The organism is Agrobacterium sp. S7/73, assembly GCF_019355535.1.
Classification (GTDB): Bacteria; Pseudomonadota; Alphaproteobacteria; order Rhizobiales; family Rhizobiaceae; genus Agrobacterium; species Agrobacterium tumefaciens.
On record NZ_CP072138.1, the window covers coordinates 932134 to 949097 of the forward strand.

At 56.2% G+C, this 16964-nt stretch carries 14 protein-coding genes; 11 read left to right on the forward strand and 3 right to left on the reverse strand.

What is annotated here, in order from left to right:
- Window positions 1–463 precede the first annotated feature (463 nt).
- Entirely contained in the window at window positions 464–1279 is an 816-nt protein-coding gene (locus J5276_RS28940) for an IclR family transcriptional regulator (RefSeq protein ID WP_209160184.1), read from the reverse strand.
- A gap of 177 nt (window positions 1280–1456) precedes the next feature.
- On the opposite strand from J5276_RS28940, the gene J5276_RS28945 reads away from it, so the two are divergent.
- From J5276_RS28945 to J5276_RS28995, 11 genes are all read left to right on the forward strand, one after another.
- On the forward strand, window positions 1457–2572 hold the full coding sequence (locus J5276_RS28945; RefSeq protein ID WP_209160185.1) for an ABC transporter substrate-binding protein: 1116 nt from the start codon (window positions 1457–1459) through the stop codon (window positions 2570–2572).
- An 81-nt stretch (window positions 2573–2653) separates the two neighbouring features.
- A complete protein-coding gene (locus tag J5276_RS28950; protein ID WP_209160186.1) occupies window positions 2654–3745 on the forward strand; it encodes an ABC transporter ATP-binding protein in 1092 nt (363 codons plus the stop codon).
- Window position 3746: 1 nt separating this feature from the next.
- A complete protein-coding gene (locus tag J5276_RS28955; RefSeq protein WP_209160187.1) occupies window positions 3747–4628 on the forward strand; it encodes an ABC transporter permease in 882 nt (293 codons plus the stop codon).
- Entirely contained in the window at window positions 4625–5425 is an 801-nt protein-coding gene (locus J5276_RS28960; RefSeq protein ID WP_209160188.1) for an ABC transporter permease, read from the forward strand. Before J5276_RS28955 ends, J5276_RS28960 begins: the two co-directional genes overlap by 4 nt.
- A gap of 120 nt (window positions 5426–5545) precedes the next feature.
- Window positions 5546–6892 carry an aspartate aminotransferase family protein gene (locus J5276_RS28965; RefSeq protein ID WP_209160189.1) on the forward strand — a complete coding sequence of 449 codons (1347 nt, stop codon included), beginning with the start codon at window positions 5546–5548 and terminating at the stop codon, window positions 6890–6892.
- Window positions 6893–7467: 575 nt separating this feature from the next.
- Window positions 7468–8325 carry an ABC transporter permease gene (locus J5276_RS28970; protein WP_209160190.1) on the forward strand — a complete coding sequence of 286 codons (858 nt, stop codon included), beginning with the start codon at window positions 7468–7470 and terminating at the stop codon, window positions 8323–8325.
- Window positions 8322–9116: an ABC transporter permease gene (locus J5276_RS28975; protein WP_209160191.1), complete on the forward strand. Its 795-nt coding sequence runs from the start codon at window positions 8322–8324 to the stop codon at window positions 9114–9116. The genes J5276_RS28970 and J5276_RS28975 overlap by 4 nt, the downstream gene beginning before the upstream one ends.
- A gap of 39 nt (window positions 9117–9155) precedes the next feature.
- The gene (locus J5276_RS28980) at window positions 9156–10193 is read left to right on the forward strand and encodes a spermidine/putrescine ABC transporter substrate-binding protein (protein WP_209160192.1); all 1038 of its coding nucleotides are present in this window, start codon (window positions 9156–9158) and stop codon (window positions 10191–10193) included.
- A gap of 83 nt (window positions 10194–10276) precedes the next feature.
- On the forward strand, window positions 10277–11410 hold the full coding sequence (locus tag J5276_RS28985) for an ABC transporter ATP-binding protein (protein ID WP_209160193.1): 1134 nt from the start codon (window positions 10277–10279) through the stop codon (window positions 11408–11410).
- 97 nt (window positions 11411–11507) lie between these two features.
- Window positions 11508–12992 carry an NAD-dependent succinate-semialdehyde dehydrogenase gene (locus J5276_RS28990; protein ID WP_209160194.1) on the forward strand — a complete coding sequence of 495 codons (1485 nt, stop codon included), beginning with the start codon at window positions 11508–11510 and terminating at the stop codon, window positions 12990–12992.
- Between the two features lie 531 nt (window positions 12993–13523).
- A complete protein-coding gene (locus J5276_RS28995) occupies window positions 13524–15092 on the forward strand; it encodes an ABC transporter substrate-binding protein (RefSeq protein WP_209160195.1) in 1569 nt (522 codons plus the stop codon).
- A 54-nt stretch (window positions 15093–15146) separates the two neighbouring features.
- Here J5276_RS28995 and J5276_RS29000 read toward each other — a convergent pair whose 3' ends face one another.
- Window positions 15147–15374 carry a hypothetical protein gene (locus tag J5276_RS29000; protein WP_209160201.1) on the reverse strand — a complete coding sequence of 76 codons (228 nt, stop codon included), beginning with the start codon at window positions 15372–15374 and terminating at the stop codon, window positions 15147–15149.
- A 14-nt stretch (window positions 15375–15388) separates the two neighbouring features.
- Window positions 15389–16921 carry an IS66 family transposase gene (locus tag J5276_RS29005; protein ID WP_209160202.1) on the reverse strand — a complete coding sequence of 511 codons (1533 nt, stop codon included), beginning with the start codon at window positions 16919–16921 and terminating at the stop codon, window positions 15389–15391.
- Window positions 16922–16964 lie beyond the last annotated feature (43 nt).

Sequence of the window (16964 nt, forward strand, 5' to 3'; positions counted from 1 at the left end):
CGCACTTTTGCACGAGTGGTGAAATTCAGTCGGCGGATCAGGCAGGAATTCAGAGCGAAATGGGTTTTCCAACAATCGGGCGTGCCGCGAAATTCCGAACGAACGTTGAAAATTTCCAGCATACGGAACAATTTGTGTGACTGATGTGCCAAATCACTGAATGATGGAAAATGCGAGATGTCGCAGACATGCATTGTCCAGTGCACGATGAGGTGCTCGCGACGCTCGGTTTAATATGCTTGTTTGAATCAGCGGACTGGACGTCGTTTGCTGACGGATGGCCAAGACACAAAGCGTTGAGGACAGGTCGTCATGAGCGCATTTTAGCGAACGATTGTGTCCATGTCTCGGACGTTGGCTCCCGAAGGCCTTGGTGCCTTCCACGAAAAAAACCTGGTTACTTTAGGTTTGAGCGAAGGCAGCAAGAAAGAGAGTGATGTGTTTGGTCAGGGGATCATGACCGTCAAGTCAGCTTGGATGCTGCTTCACCCCAGATGACCGGTTCTTCGATCTGACCAAGAGGGTTCAACGACTGGGAAATCAGACGTGCCTCTTTCGTCAGAAGGTCAATTACCGTCTTCTGACGCGAACCCGAAAGCCTTACCAGGGGAGCTGCAATGCTGAGTGACGCGACCGCGATCCCCAGTTGGTCGAAAATCGGGACCGCTATCGCAGAAATTCCGTCGTTGATGTTGAAGTCGAACACAGCAGCTCGCATTTCCCTGATTTCATTGATCATCGTACGCAGATCTAGCTCATCAATCGGGTATTCGGCAGCGATACGCGGCATGTTGAAGCGAATGATCTGTTCACGCTCTTCGTCAGGCTGGAACGCAAGGATGGCCAGTGCGCCTTGGCCGACACCCAATGGAACGCGCCCTCCGACACCGCCATAGAACGTTCGGATAGGATGACTTCCCCAGAAGCAATCGGTGCAAATCGCGTCAAACTTAGACCTTTCGATCAATATGACGGCTTCTTTCAACATACCGAACACGCGCAACAAAGATGGTCTGGCGGTTTCGGAAATGCTGTTCATCTGTCTGGATCTGGCGGCCATACAGAAGAATTCATACGAGAGGCGGTAATTCTTGTCCGAGTGCTCGACGAGCCCCTCACTGATCAAGGTCTTCAACAGCCGATGTACCGTCGGCAGGCTTACATCCATACCTTGGGCGATATCCTTAAGACGGGCACCAGCCGCCCCCGACCTGGCTATAGCTTTCAATAGCAAGACCGCCTTGCCCAGACTTGATTGAGACGTGTCGATATTTTCCATAATTTGGCGATAATCCGTTATTGAGTTATCATTTCTTCCGTATTCTGGAAGAAAATTGCAGATTTGCGTCAATATCGCAAGATGCCTGATTGTAAGAATTCGTTAATTGGCACTGAATTCCAGTCAGTTCGGGTGCTCCGGACGGTCGACCACTGCAAAAGCAAAAAGGGGAACTCAATGTCTGAGAATAAAGGCACAATGGAAGCGCGTATCAGCCGCCGTAATTTCAATCTTCTCGGATTGGGGTCGGCCGTTGCGCTTGTTGCAATGCGTGCGGGTCCAAGCTGGGCTGCCGGCGAGAAGATTACTTTCTACGGCTATGGCGGCCAGAGCAAGAAGAACATGCATGAAGTCGTCTTCACGCCCTTCACCCAGGCCACCGGCATTGAAGTAGTTGAAGGAACGTTTGGCGACGAAACCGAAATCATCACTCGCCTGAAATCCGGTGGTGCCGGGGATCTCAGCGTCTTCTCGAATGCTGGCTTCGATATGTACAAGCGCTATGTAGACCTGGGAGCCAACTCTGAGCTCAATGAAGACAACATTCCGAACCTCAAGCTTGTTTCTCCGGTGCTGATCGAGCAGCTGCGCAAGCTCACGCCGAATGGCAAGCTCTCAGCGATTCCCTACCTCTACGGTACCACCGGCATCGCTTACAACACAAAACACGTCTCGCGCGAGGAGGCTAAAAAGCTCGGCTACAAGCTCCTGTGGGACAAGCGCTTCTCCGGCAAGATCGCATTGAGCAACTACGCACTCGACCGCATCTGGTCGGCGGCGCTTTACACGGGCCAAGACCCGAACAAGCTCAGCGACACCAATGCGATTTTCGCGGCTCTTCGCGAACAGCGGCCGCTCGTCAAGAAATACTGGGAGTCCGGCTCGGAAGTCATGGACCTGCTCGCAAAGGAAGAGGTTGTCGTCGCCGAGACCTGGTCGACGCGGGCAGCTGCGCTGAAGAAGGACAACTATCCAATCGAATATCTCGAACCCGAACAGTGCCAGGCCTGGGTCCAGAACTTGTTCGTCCTGAAAGGCGCACCGATGGAGCCATGCGAAAAGCTCCTCGATCTCATGCTCAAGCCGGAGATCAACTTCGAATATTGCATGCGCACCAATAACGGCTCTGCGCTTGATCCCAGAAAGACGAACTTCCCGGATCAGCTGAAGAACCAGCCTGGCTTCGATCCCAGTGGAACGTTCGAGGGCTTTAATATCCCCGACGGAGCCTACTGGGCAGAACAGATCGACAAGCTTGAGCCGCAGTGGCGGCGTGTCGCCAGGGGTGCATGAGCTTTTCGCGCAGATGGCCGCGTCAGAGGCGGCCAAATGCGAACCTCAGCCCCCGCTCCGCGACAGGATTAAGACACTATCATGCTTGAATTTCGATCTACCACACTCCGCTACGGCCCAATCGTTGCGGTCAACGACATCAATCTCGTCGTTGAAACCGGCGCGTTCGTCGCGCTGCTTGGACCCTCTGGCTGCGGCAAGACGACCTTACTGCGCTCGGTCGCCGGCCTCGCCGGCAACACGACCGGCGAGATCCTCATCAACGGTCGCCCGGTCACAGACGTCCCGGTCCACAAGCGCAATGTCGGCCTCGTCTTTCAAAACTACGCCCTCTTCCCGCACAAGACCGTTTTCGACAACATCGCTTTCGGCCTGAAATATCGCGGCCTTTCAAAAGCCGACATCAAGCGGCAGGTTACCGAAGCCCTCGAAATGGTCCGGCTTCCGCATACGGCAAATCGCTATCCTTTCCAGCTGTCCGGCGGTCAGCAGCAGCGCATCGCCATTGCGCGCGCGATCGTCACTAAACCGGACGTTCTGCTCCTGGACGAACCTCTCTCGGCGCTGGACGCAAATCTTCGCGCGGATATGCGAAGCGAGATCCGCGCCCTCCAGCAGGCCACCGGCATCACCACGGTATTCGTTACTCACGATCAGGAAGAGGCTCTGGCAATGGCCGACCTCGTCGTCGTGATGAAGGACGGGTGCATCGTTCAGACAGGTGCGCCTGAGGAAATATACCGCACGCCAAAGTCCCGTTTTGTTGCTGAATTCATCGGTCATGCGAACCTTTTGAAAGCCAAGGTCGTTGAGAGCGCCGAAAGATCTTTCCTCATCGATATCGGCGGCGTGCAAACGCGTCTATCCGGAAATGTTGGTGCTAAGGTCGGCGATACGATCGAGGCGGTTGTTCGCTCGGCGCATATTAAGGTCAGCGCCGCTCAGCAATCGGCGAACCCTGCGCTTCATCTCGGAAAGGTTATCGAGCGGACGTTTCTTGGGGACAAGACAGCGTATGTCATCGATCTTGAAGGGACACGCGTCGCTGCATCTGCTGGTGACAATAGCCATCCCCTTCATGTCGGGGATCTTGCCGAACTGAATTTCGACCCGGCGCGGATTACTCTCCTCGATGCTGACGGTCAATATCTTCCGATAGAAGGAAGGAGCTGAGATGGCGGCGGCTCATTCTCAAAAAAATGATAGGCTGCGCATCCTCCTACTCTTGGCGCCTGCAATCATCCTGCTTCTTCTGCTGATCGTCGTTCCGACAGCGACCATGATCCGCTACAGCTTCAACACCTATATCGGTGGTGGCCGGGACGCTTCGGGCTTCAGTCTCGAGAACTGGAAAATGTTCTTCTCGGATCCCTATTACTACCTTGGGCTCTGGAAGACGATGCGCATCGCTGTTGAGGCAACGGTGATCGCGGTCTTTATCGCCTATCCGGTGGCCTATACGATCGCTTTCAGCTCCCGGGTTTGGCGCCCGTTCCTGTTGATCTTGCTCGTGCTTCCCTTCTGGATCAGCTTCATCATCAGAAACCTTGCCTGGATCAATATTCTGGGAGAGCGCGGCGCCATAAATGCGTTGCTGATGGGGCTTGGCCTGACCGATAGCCCGCTCAAGCTTCTATACACTGAATTCTCGGTGATCCTTGGCATACTGAGTTTTGTGCTGCCCTACATCATCCTGAACATCTATGTGAGCCTCGATGGCATCGACCGGAACTTGCTTCACGCTGCTCGAACGCTGGGTTGCACATCATGGCAGGCATTCCTGGAAATAACGCTTCCGTTGTCCTTTCCAGGACTATGCTCTGGCGTCCTCCTGTCGCTCGTCCTGGCTGCCGGCACCTACATCACGCCCGCCCTGTTGGGTGGTCCGGACAATTTCATGTTCGGCAACATCATCGCCGACACGATCAGCCTTGAGCTGAATTGGCCGATGGGCGCGGTTTTGTCGCTCGCATTGACATTCCTGCTCCTGCTTCTCACCGCCATTTACAGCCGCTTCCTTGGCATCGGCTCCATCACGAAAGGATTGACGCGATGAACGCTGATCAACCCGGTGTTGGCTGGCCGCTAAAAATCTTCACGGCGCTAGTCTACATGTTTCTCTTTGGACCCGTCGCCGCGGTAGTCCTGCTTTCGTTCAACACCGCCGACTTTGCTTCCTTCCCCATGCAAGGGGTCGGGCTCCGCTGGTTCGCCGAGCTTTTTCAGAACGAGAGTGTCATGCGGGCTCTTAAGACGTCGCTGGTGCTCGGTTTTTTGACCGCCGGCATCTGCGGTGTCGTGGGCGTATTGGCCGCTATCGCGCTTGCCCGATATGAATTTCGGGGCAAGCGCCTCATGAACGTCTTTCTGCTGACACCGCTTCTCGTTCCCGAGACGGTTCTCGCCGTGGGGCTTCTATTGTTCATGCAGTTGTTCAAGCAGCCGCGCAACTTCAGCCTGCTGTTGATGGGCCACATCATGCTGGCGCTGCCCTATGTGGTTCTGGTCGTTCATGCGCGCCTGATCACAATCCAGAAGACCTTTGAGGAAGCGGCTGCGACGCTGGGTGCCAACCGGTTGCAGGTTTTCCGCGAAGTCACCCTTCCGCTGCTCATGCCAGCAGTTGTCGCAGGGTTGCTGTTGTCATTCACCCTGTCGTTCGACAACGTCACCGCCTCGATCTTTTGGCGGCCGATCGGCACGGAAACGCTTCCCACTGAAATCTACAGCATGCTCCGGGACTCGGTGAGCCCTGAGATCAATGCGCTGGGAACGGTGATGGTCGCGATCACGATCGGGCTGCCGCTGCTGGGTATCGCCTTCTTCCGAATCCGGTCGCAAAGGCGGCTCTAGCCGCCATCGCGCAAGCCGGTCCGAAGTCTCCGGCTTGCGCCTACTTCAACGAAATAGCCGATGCGAAGCTTCTGATGGCGTCGGTCCCAATAACTGTCACCTGCAGAGTGAGGAAGAAAAATGGCTAACGAAATCGCGAACAGTAATTCTGTCCAATCCTTTTGGCGTCCCTTCGATACGCCATCCGAAATCTTGATGGACCCACCGCGCCGCGTCGCATCCGGCGACGGCGTCTATGTCACCGACGATGGCGGCAGACTGCTGGATGCTGTCGGTGGGCTCTGGAACGTCAATCTCGGCTACAGCCAGCCATCAATCACTCAGGCGATCACGAAGCAACTCGAAGAACTGGCCTATACGTCAGTGTTCAAAGGCAACACCACTGGCGTGGCGGAAGAACTTGCCCAGACCCTCGTCGACGACTGGTTCGGCGCTGACGGAATGGCAAGAGTATTTTTCACGTCCGGCGGGTCAGACTCCGTCGAAACCGCTCTACGTCTTGCACGCCAGTATTGGAAAATCCTGGGGCAGAACGACCGCTACAAGTTCATCTCCCTTAAGCGTTCGTATCACGGCACCCATTTCGGCGGCTCCTCCGTTAGCGGAGGCGCTCATCTGCGCCGCAACTACGAGCCATTAATGCCGGGTTGCTTCCACATTCCCGCGCCGATTACCTACCGCAACGCTTTTGACGAAACTTCTCCGGAACGTCTCGCGCAGATTTGCGTGCGTCTGCTCGAGGAGGAGATTATCTTCCAGGGGCCCGAGACCGTCGCTGCGTTTATCGCTGAACCGGTTCAGGGTGCTGGTGGGATCATCGTCCCGCACGAGAGCTTCTGGCCGATGGTGCGCGAGGTTTGCGACAAGTATGGCGTGCTGCTGATCGCCGACGAGGTCGTGACAGGTTTTGGTCGTACCGGGTTCGATTCCGGCGTGAGAGGCTGGGGCGTGAAGCCGGATATGATGATCCTGGCGAAGGCGATCACTTCCGGATACTTCCCATTCGGTGCAACGATGATCGGCGAAAAGGTCGCGCAGGCCTTCGAGAACACCAAGGGTCCGGTCGCGAATGTCGGCCACGGATACACGAACTCCGGTCATCCTGCAGGATGTGCCGCAGGTCTCGCTACGCTGAAGCTCACCCGCGAGCTTGGCGTGGTCGAAAATGCCGGCCGTCTCGGTGAGCGCCTTATGGCCGGACTTCAGCGCATGAAAGACAAGCGCGAGCTGGTTGGTGACGTGCGCGGTCGGGGTCTTATGGCAGCGGTCGAACTCGTCTCCGATCGGTCCGCCAAGACGCCGCTCGGCGCCGAGATGATGAAGCGTTTCGTCAAGGCAACCGCAGACAATGGTGTGTTGGTGCGCCAAGGCGGTCACATGATCATCCTGTCGCCTCCTTTGACCATCGAGGCGTCGCAGATCGATGAGATCGTCGATGCGATGGACAAGGGCTTGTCCAGCTTGTGATCGATTGACAGCGCCTATATCGCGAGCCGGAAACTTGCCAGCTCGCGGTAAAATCGCTCGAGATTTTTTCAATTTCGCGGGTGATGGGTTCAAAGTCGTGCTGACTTAGAGCTCGTCCCAGTGCGCGTAAATTTCTATAATCAGAATTATTATAGGAATAATGTGTCAATTAAAAGAATTAGTTGACTTTGGTGCGTTTTTTGTCCTTTCTCATAGAAACAAAAAATAAGTCGAATAGGGGAATGTGACGCTGAGGGCTGCGCTGCGGCAATTGCCGCACCTCGTCTGCACACGCGTAATGTTCGAGCCTCACTAGGTCAGAAATAAATGCATCGATCCAGCGTGCCGGTTCACTCCTCCCGCTTTTGATCGGCTTGATCGAGGGAATTGTCGTCTAGGGCCGTTCCGGGCTCAGGACATCGAATGAGCGGTGTGGTTGGAAGAAAATGTACCTGCCGGATTCAACATGATCGCTAGTCAGGTAACCGTTTTCGATAGAGGCCTGAACGCGACATTAGTCGCCAAAGTCGAGCCATCAGGTCCGACTTACTTCAAACAGGGAGTGCGCGAAAAAAATGTTAAATCGGCGGCAGGAACTGGTCACACTCTTTTTGCTGGCGCCTTCGCTCGTCATGTCAGTGCTATTACTTGCGGTACCCCTGCTGGTGGTGACTGCCTATAGCTTTGCTGGCCGGGATGCCTATGGCGGCGCGGTCACCGGCTTTACCCTCGCAAGCTATATCGAACTTTTTCAGCCAACTTATCTGCCGATCTTCGTAAACTCGTTGCAGATTGCGGCGGTATCGACCGCTGTTTGCCTTCTTATCGGCTATCCGATCGCCTATTTCATAGCATTTCGTGCTGATAGGCATTCCGGGCTCCTGCTCGCACTGCTGCTCATCCCGTTCTGGATCGACTTCATGATCCGCATGTCGAGCTGGATGGTCCTGATGGGACGCAACGGCACGATTAACGGCATTCTCACCGGAATGGGGATGATCGATGAGCCGATCAGGATGATCGGGACCTATCCGGCAGTGACGGTTGGCATGCTCTACGCGTTCCTGCCGACGACTGTGCTACCGATCTATGCCGCGCTCTCTGGCATCAACAAACGTTTGCTCGAGGCTGCCGACGATCTCGGGGCCGGACCGATCGAAGCTTTCTGGCGGGTGACGTTTCCGCTTTCGCTCCCAGGCGTAATGGCGGCGATGCTCTTCGTCTTCGTGCCGGCAATGGGCGTCTATGCCATTCCCGTGCTCCTTGGGGGCGGTAAAAGCATCATCCTCGGTAACCTGATCGTCCAACTCTTTTTGGATTTTCGCAACATTCCGCTGGGGGCCGCGGTTTCGGTCGTCATGCTCGTGGTGTCTTCGGTCATCATCGTCTTTTACATGCGCATTCTGCGTAGGGTCGAGGAGGCGCACGCGTGAAGCTCTCCCGCCTCGCCGGATTCTATGTCCCGGTTGTCACAATCTTCGGCTACGTGTTCCTGTTCGCGCCGCTTGTCGTGCTGATCGTCTATTCCTTCAACGCCGGCCGCTCGACCGTCGTGTGGGCAGGTTTCTCGATGGACTGGTACGCACAAGCGCTGAACGACCGCGGCCTCCAGCGCGGGCTTCAGGTCAGTGCGATTGTCGCGGTGCTCTCTGCAGTCATCAGCACAGCAATAGGGACAAGCGCTGCGCTTGCCGTCATCAAGCGATCCTTTCCCGCGAAGAACCTTTTTTCGACCATTCTGATCGCGCCGCTCGTACTGCCGGAAATCGTGCTGGCGGTTGGTCTTCTGGTGACGACCGTTTGGTCAGGTATCACACTCGGCTATGTGACGCTCGTAGCCGGTCATGTGCTTGTTTCCGTGCCCTTCGCATTTCTGATCGTCCGTGCCGCCGCCGCGGGTCTCGACCCTCGGCTCGACGAGGCGGCAGCCGATCTCGGCGCCAATGGCGCTCAGACTTTCATGCGTGTCACGCTGCCGCTTCTGATGCCCGCCATCCTTTCGGCAACGCTTCTTTCGTCCGTCATTTCCTTCGACAATTTCGTGATGTCGACCTTCGTCTCAGGCGTCGGCACTACGCCGCTTCCGATCCAGATCTACTCGATGCTGAAGACCGGACTGACACCCAAGATCAACGCGCTCGGCACAATGCTGATCGCCATTAACGTCCTGGCCATTCTGCTCGTCATGGGACGCTACCTGAAGACAATTCGGGGCACTGGATAACGACTTTCAACACACCCAAAAAAGAAAAGGGGAACTGCAATGCTGAAATACGGAATTCTTCTTGCGACTACGAGCCTGCTTCTTACGGGAACTGCGCTTAGCGCTACTGCCGAGGAGCTTCACATCTACGCCTGGGGTGGCGGCGAGGTGCCGCAGGAAATTGTGGATGACTTTGCCAAGGAAACCGGCATCGACGTCACCATGGATACCTATGATTCCAACGAGACCATGCTGGCGAAGTTGTCGGCTGGCGCTTCCGGCTACGACCTCGTCGAGCCCACTCAGAACGCAGTGCAGGTTCTCGCCAAACAGGGCCTGCTGCTGGAACTCGACCATTCCAAGCTATCAAACCTTGGCAATTTGGGTGCCACCTTCAAGGACGTCTCCTATGATCCCGGCTTGAAATTCAGCGTGCCTTATGTCTGGGGGACCACGGGGCTCGCCTATAATGAGGACTGCGTCAAACAACCGGTAACGAGTTGGAAAGCGCTGTGGGACCCGCAATACCAGGGCCGGATATTCATGCTCGACAACATGCTTTCGGCCTATATCGTCGCCCTTCAGGTCAACGGCTTCCATGCCGGAACAAGCAAACCCGAGGAAATCGAAAAGGCGACGCAGTCGTTGATCGAGCAGAAGAAGGTTCTCGGCGGATACAACAGCAGCAGCTTCCCCGAACTTGTTTCCTCCGGAGAAGCATGCATCGTCCAAGCCTGGAACAACAACGTCAGCCAGGTCCTCACCGAAAATCCGAAGGTTCACTACGTCATTCCGGACGAGGGCGGATCGATGTGGATCGATGGTTTTGCCATTCCCAAGAACGCCAAGAATGTTGAGGCAGCTTACAAATTCATGGATTATATCATGAAGCCTGAGGTCGCTGCCAAGGCAGCAACCCTCAGCAAAGCAGCGACAGTGATCGACGCAGCGAAGGCGCTGCTGCCAAAAGAAGTGGCCGAGAACCAGGCAATCTACCCGCCGGCCGACAAGCTGAAGAAGGTTGATTTCATCCTTGATGTCGGGGATGCCATGAAGCTCTATCAGGACGGTTGGACGAAGCTGAAAACTGCCCAGTAATCCCAAGCCGATAGTTCATTCCGTGACGGGTCAACTGGCCTGTCACGGATTTGCTTTGCCTCTCGACAGGGTGAGTGTTCTCAATGTCCAACGATGAAATGAGCAAACCGGTCACCCCGGGGCGGACGGCCGTGGAACTGGTCGATGTCTGTAAGGTGTTTGACACGTCGGTTGCGCCTCCGGCCTATGCCGTAGACCATCTCAGCCTGAAGATAGCTTCGGGTGAATTCTTCACCTTCCTCGGTCCTTCGGGTTGCGGCAAGACCACGACGCTGCGGATGATTGCGGGCTTCGAAAGCCCGTCTGCGGGACAAATCCTTCTAGACGGCCGCGACGTTTCGGGGCAGCCTGCCCATCTGCGGAACACCAACACAGTTTTTCAAAGCTATGCGCTGTTTCCGCATCTTTCGGTCGAAGACAACGTCGCGTTCGGGCTGTCGGTTAAGCGAGTTCCCCGCAGCGAGCGGAGTGACCGCGTTGCAGCAGCGCTCGATTTGGTGCGCATGCGTCATGCAGCCGGCAGAAAGCCGTCGCAATTGTCCGGTGGCCAGCAGCAACGCATCGCGCTGGCGCGCGCTCTCGTCAATGAACCCTCTGTTCTCCTGCTTGATGAGCCCTTCGGCGCCCTTGATCTCAAGCTTCGGCGAGAAATGCAGATCGAGGTTAAGGAGATGCAGCGCCGGCTAGGGATCACGTTCATCTTCGTCACGCACGACCAGGAAGAAGCGCTGACGATGTCGGATCGGATTGCCGTGATGAGCGCCGGGGTAATTCAACAGGTCGATGACCCCGTCGGTATCTATGAGCGCCCCGGCGATAGGTTCACCGCCAGTTTCATCGGCGATATGAACATGCTTCCTGCGAAAGTCCTGGAGCGTCAAAATGACGTCGTTGAAGTTCTGGCAGCAGGATCCCGATTCAAACTGAACTCTATCGCTGGATTGGTCGTGGACGCGGATTGTACCATCGCGATGCGGCCGGAAGCGTTGACCTTCACGCGTAGGGACGTCAACGACGTGGTCTTCACGGGTCAAATCGAGAGCGACGTCTATGTCGGAGCCGACCGTCTCTATTCTGTTCGTCTCAAAGGGGGCGCGGCAATGGTCGTGCGCGTCCGTAATACGCGGGGCGAGAGTGTTCTACGCGCCGGCGAGACGGTCAATATGTTTTGCCCGTCTTCGGCGATTCATCTCCTTTCCGATCAAGAAAAAAAATGAACAGCCCTGCGCTATGGAAGGCAGCTGTTGCAGGGAAGCTCTGACAATCGACTCCCCATTAGCGCTTATCATTCTCATGCCATGAAAGGTTTGATTGATGGCTATTTCAAATTCGCTTCTGTCCAGACTCAATGACCCAACGCTTGCGACCGACAAGGCACTGATCGCAGGGCAGTGGCAGGCGAGAGGTGAAACGGGTGCCAGTTTCGAGGTTACCAATCCGTCCACCGGAGACGTGATTGCCGTCCTGCCCGACATGACGCGCGCAGACGCCGCAGTGGCCATCGACGCAGCTTTCAAGGCGCAGAAGCTTTGGGCAAAAAAGACAGGGAAAGAGCGAGCTACCATCCTACGAAAGCTGTTTGACCTCTTGGTCGCGAATGCGGACGACCTGGCTGTCATTGTAACCACGGAAATGGGAAAGCCGCTCACCGAGGCCAAAGGTGAAATCCTGTATGGTGCGTCTTACGTGGAATGGTTCGGCGAGGAAGCAAAGCGCATCTACGGTGACACGATCCCTGGACATCAGCAGGACAAGCGAATCATCGTATTGAAGCAGCCGATCGGTGTTGTTGCCTCGATCACACCGTGGAACTTCCCCAATGCCATGCTGGCGCGAAAGTTTGCCCCTGCCATCGCGGCCGGTTGCTCTGTCGTGGCGAAGCCGGCATCGGAGACCCCACTTTCAGCTCTTGCGCTTGCTGTTCTTGCAGAGCGCGCCGGGCTGCCGGCTGGCCTGTTTAACGTCGTGACCTCGACGAAATCGGCTGACGTCGGTCGAGAATTCACCGAGAATGACAAGGTCAGAAAGCTGACTTTCACAGGCTCCACTGGTGTCGGCAAGATCCTGATGCGTCAGGGTGCCGAACAGATCATGAAGCTCGGGCTGGAGCTTGGCGGCAATGCACCATTCATTGTCTTCGACGACGCCGATCTCGATGCGGCTGTCGACGGCGCGATGATCTCGAAGTATCGGAATAATGGTCAGACCTGCGTATGCGCCAATCGACTCTACGTGCAGGCCGGTGTGTATGACGCGTTTGCGCAAAAGCTCGCTGCTCGTGTTTCGGCCATAAAGGTTGGCGATGGGTTTGAGGACGGCGTCATGGCCGGTCCGCTCATTACTGAAAAAGCCGTCGCCAAAGTCGAGGAGCACATCGCCGACGCACTCGAAAAGGGTGGCGCGATCGCGGTAGGCGGTTCGCGCGACGCGCGTGGTGGTCTGTTTTTCCAGCCGACCGTTCTCACGGGCGTGACTGCGGCAATGAAAGTGGCGAAGGAGGAGACCTTCGGTCCCGTCGCACCGTTGTTCCGCTTCGAGACTGAAGACGATGTCGTCGAGATGGCCAACGATACCGAGTTCGGTCTAGCCTCCTATTTCTATGCCAAGGATCTCTCGCGGGTATTTCGCGTCGCGGAGGCCCTGGAATACGGGATGGTAGGGATCAATACAGGGCTGATTTCCACAGAGGTTGCGCCCTTCGGCGGTATCAAACAGTCGGGGCAGGGTAGGGAAGGGTCGAAATATGGGACCGATGACTACGTCGAGATCAAATATCTTTGCTTAAGTATCGGAGACTGACCTCCCAGCAGTCCCGAGCTCGTGATTGAAATCCACCGACGCGAACTCGAAAAAGCTCCCGAATTTTAGAAGTGGCGGGCGAAAGTTTCGCCCGCTTTTCCTGTTTTGACGACATAGTCTTTGAGAGCTTGGCTGACCTGCCAGGCCGGCCTTTCTGGTCGGACATCGTATTTTCTGCACGTGTCCCGAGCGATCCCTCTTACAGAGTACAAAGATCCCAGTCACCCACAGTCTAAATTCTAAATAATAGAACATTTTCGATTTATAATATCGAATAAAAGAATTTCGTTGACACCATCTATATTCTCTGGTCAGTTTTGGACAATGGCAAGAAAAGTGGGAACTGCCCCTGAGCGCTTGGCAATGAACCAGCTGTTCCAGGGTGAGAGGTGCAGCCGGGGTGCATCCGCACTCGAGTCTTACCTCTAAATTATAACCAACCTGAAGAGGTCTAGGTCGTGAACGACGGACGTTTGTCCGTGGTTTCGGCTGCGCCTTCGAATGCACTTTCGTTTGATGGAGTGGGAGCTCATGAGCAACTTGAAAACGGGTTTCGGCGCGCTGGTTCTTGCCAGCCTCCTTGCCGGTGGTGTGGTGGGGCCTTCGCCCGCATTCGCCGCCAAGACAACACTGACATTGGGTGCGGCGGCAAATGATGTCGGCACCCTCGATCCGCACTACGCGACGAGTACATCAGACAGAACTCTGGTCGCGTGGATTTACGGCGCGCTTGTCCGGTTTGCCCCGGGATCCACCGATCCGGCAACGCTCGAACCTGATCTGGCAGAGAGCTGGCAATCCAGCGACGACAAGCTCGTTTGGACATTCAAGTTGCGTTCGGGTGTCAAATGGCAGGCTGGCTATGGTGAAGTCACCGCTGATGACGTGGTGTTCAGCCTCGACAAGGCTCGCGATCCGAAGCGCTCCGCATTTTCTGCCGATTTCGCGGCTTTCGACAAGGTTGAGGCGGTCGATCCTCACACCGTCCGCATCACGCTTTCGCGGCGCGTTCCGAACCTGCTTGGCCTCGTGACGAACTACGCCGGCGGCTTCATCATCTCAAAGAAGGCTTTCGAAGAGCGAAAGGAAGGTTTTGCTCGCGCGCCGGTTGGGTTTGGTCCGTTCGAAGTCAAGTCGATCGTCGCCGGTCAGAACGTCACCTTCGTTGCCAACAAGGATTACTTCCGGGGCGCCCCCAAGCTGAGCGCCCTCAACTACCGCTTCATCAACAACAATGCGTCACGTGATCTTGCCTTCGTCGCCGGTGAAATCGAGGCCGCTGCAGGTCTTGCCAACAAGAACTGGCTTCAGCGGACCGAACCGCTTCCGGGCGCGGTGATCGATGTGTTCTATCCCGCGGAAGTCGGCCTACTCCATATCAACATCACAAAACCTCCGTTTGACGATATCCGCGTACGCGAGGCTCTCGCCTACGCGGTCAACCCGCGAGCAGTCGCCGAATTCAAGGGCGCTCGGTTCACAACCCGGCCGACATCCGTCATCCCATCGAACAATTTGGGTTATCTCAAGGATGCAGGCGTCTTCCCCTATGATCCGGAAAAAGCAAAGGCCCTCCTCAAGGAGGCCGGCTTCGGGGACGGCCTGACGTTCACGATGCTGTCGAGCCAGCTGCCGGAATACGAGACCACTGCCCAGGTCCTCCAGGGTCAGGTTGAGGATTCAGGCATCCACATGCAGTTGCAACCCGTCGAGCACGCGAGCTGGCACCAGATGATCCGCAAGGATCTGAGCCCGGTCGTGCTTTACGGAGCGGCACGTTTCCCGATCGCCGACATCTTTCTCACCCAGTTTTACGATTCCGCTTCGATTGTCGGCCAGCCAGGTGCTGTAACGAACTTCAGTCATTGCAACGTTGCGGACAAGCAGATCAGAGAAGCTCGAACCGAGATCGACCCGGCCAAGCAGATTGCCCTATGGCAAGAAGCTCAAAGACTGATCCTGAAAAACGTATGTGCGATTCCGATCACCGAAACAAGCCAGGTGTGGGTCCACAATCAAAAACTCAAATGGGGTTTTGACCTCAAGGGATCGATGTCGCTCGGACCGTTGGTCACCGAAGCGACCCACTTTGAAGACTAGAGCGATCTAGAGTAAGCGCTGTTCTGGGGCCACGGCGGGTGGAGGCTGATACTGCTATTTTGTGCGTTCGTGGGCAGCCAGACGCTCTGCTTCTGCCAACGCGGCAGTTTTGGTTTTGAAGGGGCCGACATCGTTTTCTTCCGTGTCAGGTAACCACTTTGGAAGGAACCACCAGCCTCCAGGACGATAGCTGGAACTGCTTCTCACGGAGCCGACATTCGCGGCGAAGAACCAGCCGGAGTCGATTCCATCCTGCTCCCACGAGATGCTCTGCTCTGTCACGGCACACTCCACGCCTATTCTTTTGTCGGGAGGATTTTATCGCTCCTGTATGACCAGGGCAACAGCTCGTCGATCTGGCTGTTGGGGTGACCGTTGACGATCCTGATAAGCACGTCGGCGAGATAGCCAAGCGGCTCGACATCGTTGAGCTTGGCGGTCTCGATGAGTGATGCGATGGTCGCCCAGTGTTCGGCTCCTGCATCGGAACCCGCGAAGAGTGCATTTTTCCGATTGAGGGCAATTGGTCTTATGGATCGCTCGACTGTGTTGGAGTCGATCTCGATGCGGCCGTCATCGATGAACCTGGTCAGCCCATCCCAGCGCGACAAGGTGTATCGGATCGCTTCGGCCAGCTTTGTCTTCTGGCTGATGAGCCCGAGCTGTTGTGTGAGCCAGGGCGCTAGACTGTCGGTGATCGGACGACTCTTTTCCTGACGCGCGATGCTGCGCTCTTCCTGCGTGCGGCCACGTATCTCGTCTTCGTTTCTGTAGAGTTCGGCAATGCGCCGTAGCGCCTCGGTGGCAATAGGTGCGGGACCGGCAGCGGCCAGTTCGTAAAAGCGCCGACGAACATGTGCCCAGCAAAATGCCAGCGATACGGTGTTCTTGGCAGCTAACGGGCGATAACCGCTGTAGCCATCTACCTGGAGAATGCCGACAAAACCGTCGAGATGGGTCATCGGGCGTTCGGCCTTGCGATCCGGTGCATAGACATAGGCAACTCCGGGCGGATCGTCTCCCCGCCACGGCCTGTCGTCGCGAGCATAGGCCCAGAGTTGCCCGGTCTTGGTCTTGCCCCGTCCGGGATCGAGAACCGGGGCAGTCGTTTCATCGGCAAAGAGCTTTGAAGATGTCTTCAAAACGTCGAGCAACCGTTGATGAACAGGACGCAAATGCCAGGCGGCGCGGCCTACCCAATCCGCGAGTGTCGAGCGGTCGAGGTCGATCCCTTGCCGCTTGTAGATTTGCGTCTGACGATAGAGCGGCAGGTGATCGGCATACTTGGAGACCAGAACCTGGGCGACGGTTGCTTCGGTCGGAATGCCGCCTTCGATCAGCCGGGCGGGAGCCGGAGCCTGAACCACGACATCCTCACAGGCCCGGCAGGCATACTTCGGGCGGCGCACGACCAACACACGGAACTGAGCGGGAACGATGTCGAGCTTTTCGCTGACATCCTCGCCGATCCGATGCAAATCATGGCGGCAGCCTGGGCAGGCATGGTCATCGATATCGACGATCATCTCGATGCGTGGCAGGTGAGCTGGCAAAGAACCCCGGTTCGTTCGCCGTTTGGCAACACGTTCCTGGCGCACAGCGGCAGAGGCTTCTTCTTTCGCTTCCAGACCATCCGCCTCGACCTGTTCAGCTTCTTCCAAGCCTAAGAGAAGCTGATCCTCGGGAAGCGTTTCGGCTCGGCGACCGAACCGGTGGCGCTGCAATTCCTTGATGATCTGACGCAGGCGGGCATTCTCCGCCTCGCGCGAAAGCACCATCGCTTTCAGCGCGTTCAGGTCATTGGGAAGATCGTCCGCCCTTATCGTCATGGGGCAAGAACAGCATATTTTGCCCCACAAAACGAGATATTGA

Excerpts from the sequence above, each read along its gene's own strand:
- J5276_RS29005 (WP_209160202.1), bottom strand. The coding sequence starts at position 16,921 with ATGACGATAAGGGCGGACGATCTTCCCAATGACCTGAACGCGCTGAAA.
- J5276_RS28960 (WP_209160188.1), top strand. The coding sequence starts at position 4,625 with ATGAACGCTGATCAACCCGGTGTTGGCTGGCCGCTAAAAATCTTCACG.
- J5276_RS28980 (WP_209160192.1), top strand. The coding sequence starts at position 9,156 with ATGCTGAAATACGGAATTCTTCTTGCGACTACGAGCCTGCTTCTTACG.
- J5276_RS28950 (WP_209160186.1), top strand. The coding sequence starts at position 2,654 with ATGCTTGAATTTCGATCTACCACACTCCGCTACGGCCCAATCGTTGCG.
- J5276_RS28995 (WP_209160195.1), top strand. The coding sequence starts at position 13,524 with ATGAGCAACTTGAAAACGGGTTTCGGCGCGCTGGTTCTTGCCAGCCTC.
- J5276_RS28985 (WP_209160193.1), top strand. The coding sequence starts at position 10,277 with ATGTCCAACGATGAAATGAGCAAACCGGTCACCCCGGGGCGGACGGCC.
- J5276_RS28970 (WP_209160190.1), top strand. The coding sequence starts at position 7,468 with ATGTTAAATCGGCGGCAGGAACTGGTCACACTCTTTTTGCTGGCGCCT.
- J5276_RS28965 (WP_209160189.1), top strand. The coding sequence starts at position 5,546 with ATGGCTAACGAAATCGCGAACAGTAATTCTGTCCAATCCTTTTGGCGT.
- J5276_RS28955 (WP_209160187.1), top strand. The coding sequence starts at position 3,747 with ATGGCGGCGGCTCATTCTCAAAAAAATGATAGGCTGCGCATCCTCCTA.
- J5276_RS28940 (WP_209160184.1), bottom strand. The coding sequence starts at position 1,279 with ATGGAAAATATCGACACGTCTCAATCAAGTCTGGGCAAGGCGGTCTTG.
- J5276_RS28990 (WP_209160194.1), top strand. The coding sequence starts at position 11,508 with ATGGCTATTTCAAATTCGCTTCTGTCCAGACTCAATGACCCAACGCTT.
- J5276_RS28945 (WP_209160185.1), top strand. The coding sequence starts at position 1,457 with ATGTCTGAGAATAAAGGCACAATGGAAGCGCGTATCAGCCGCCGTAAT.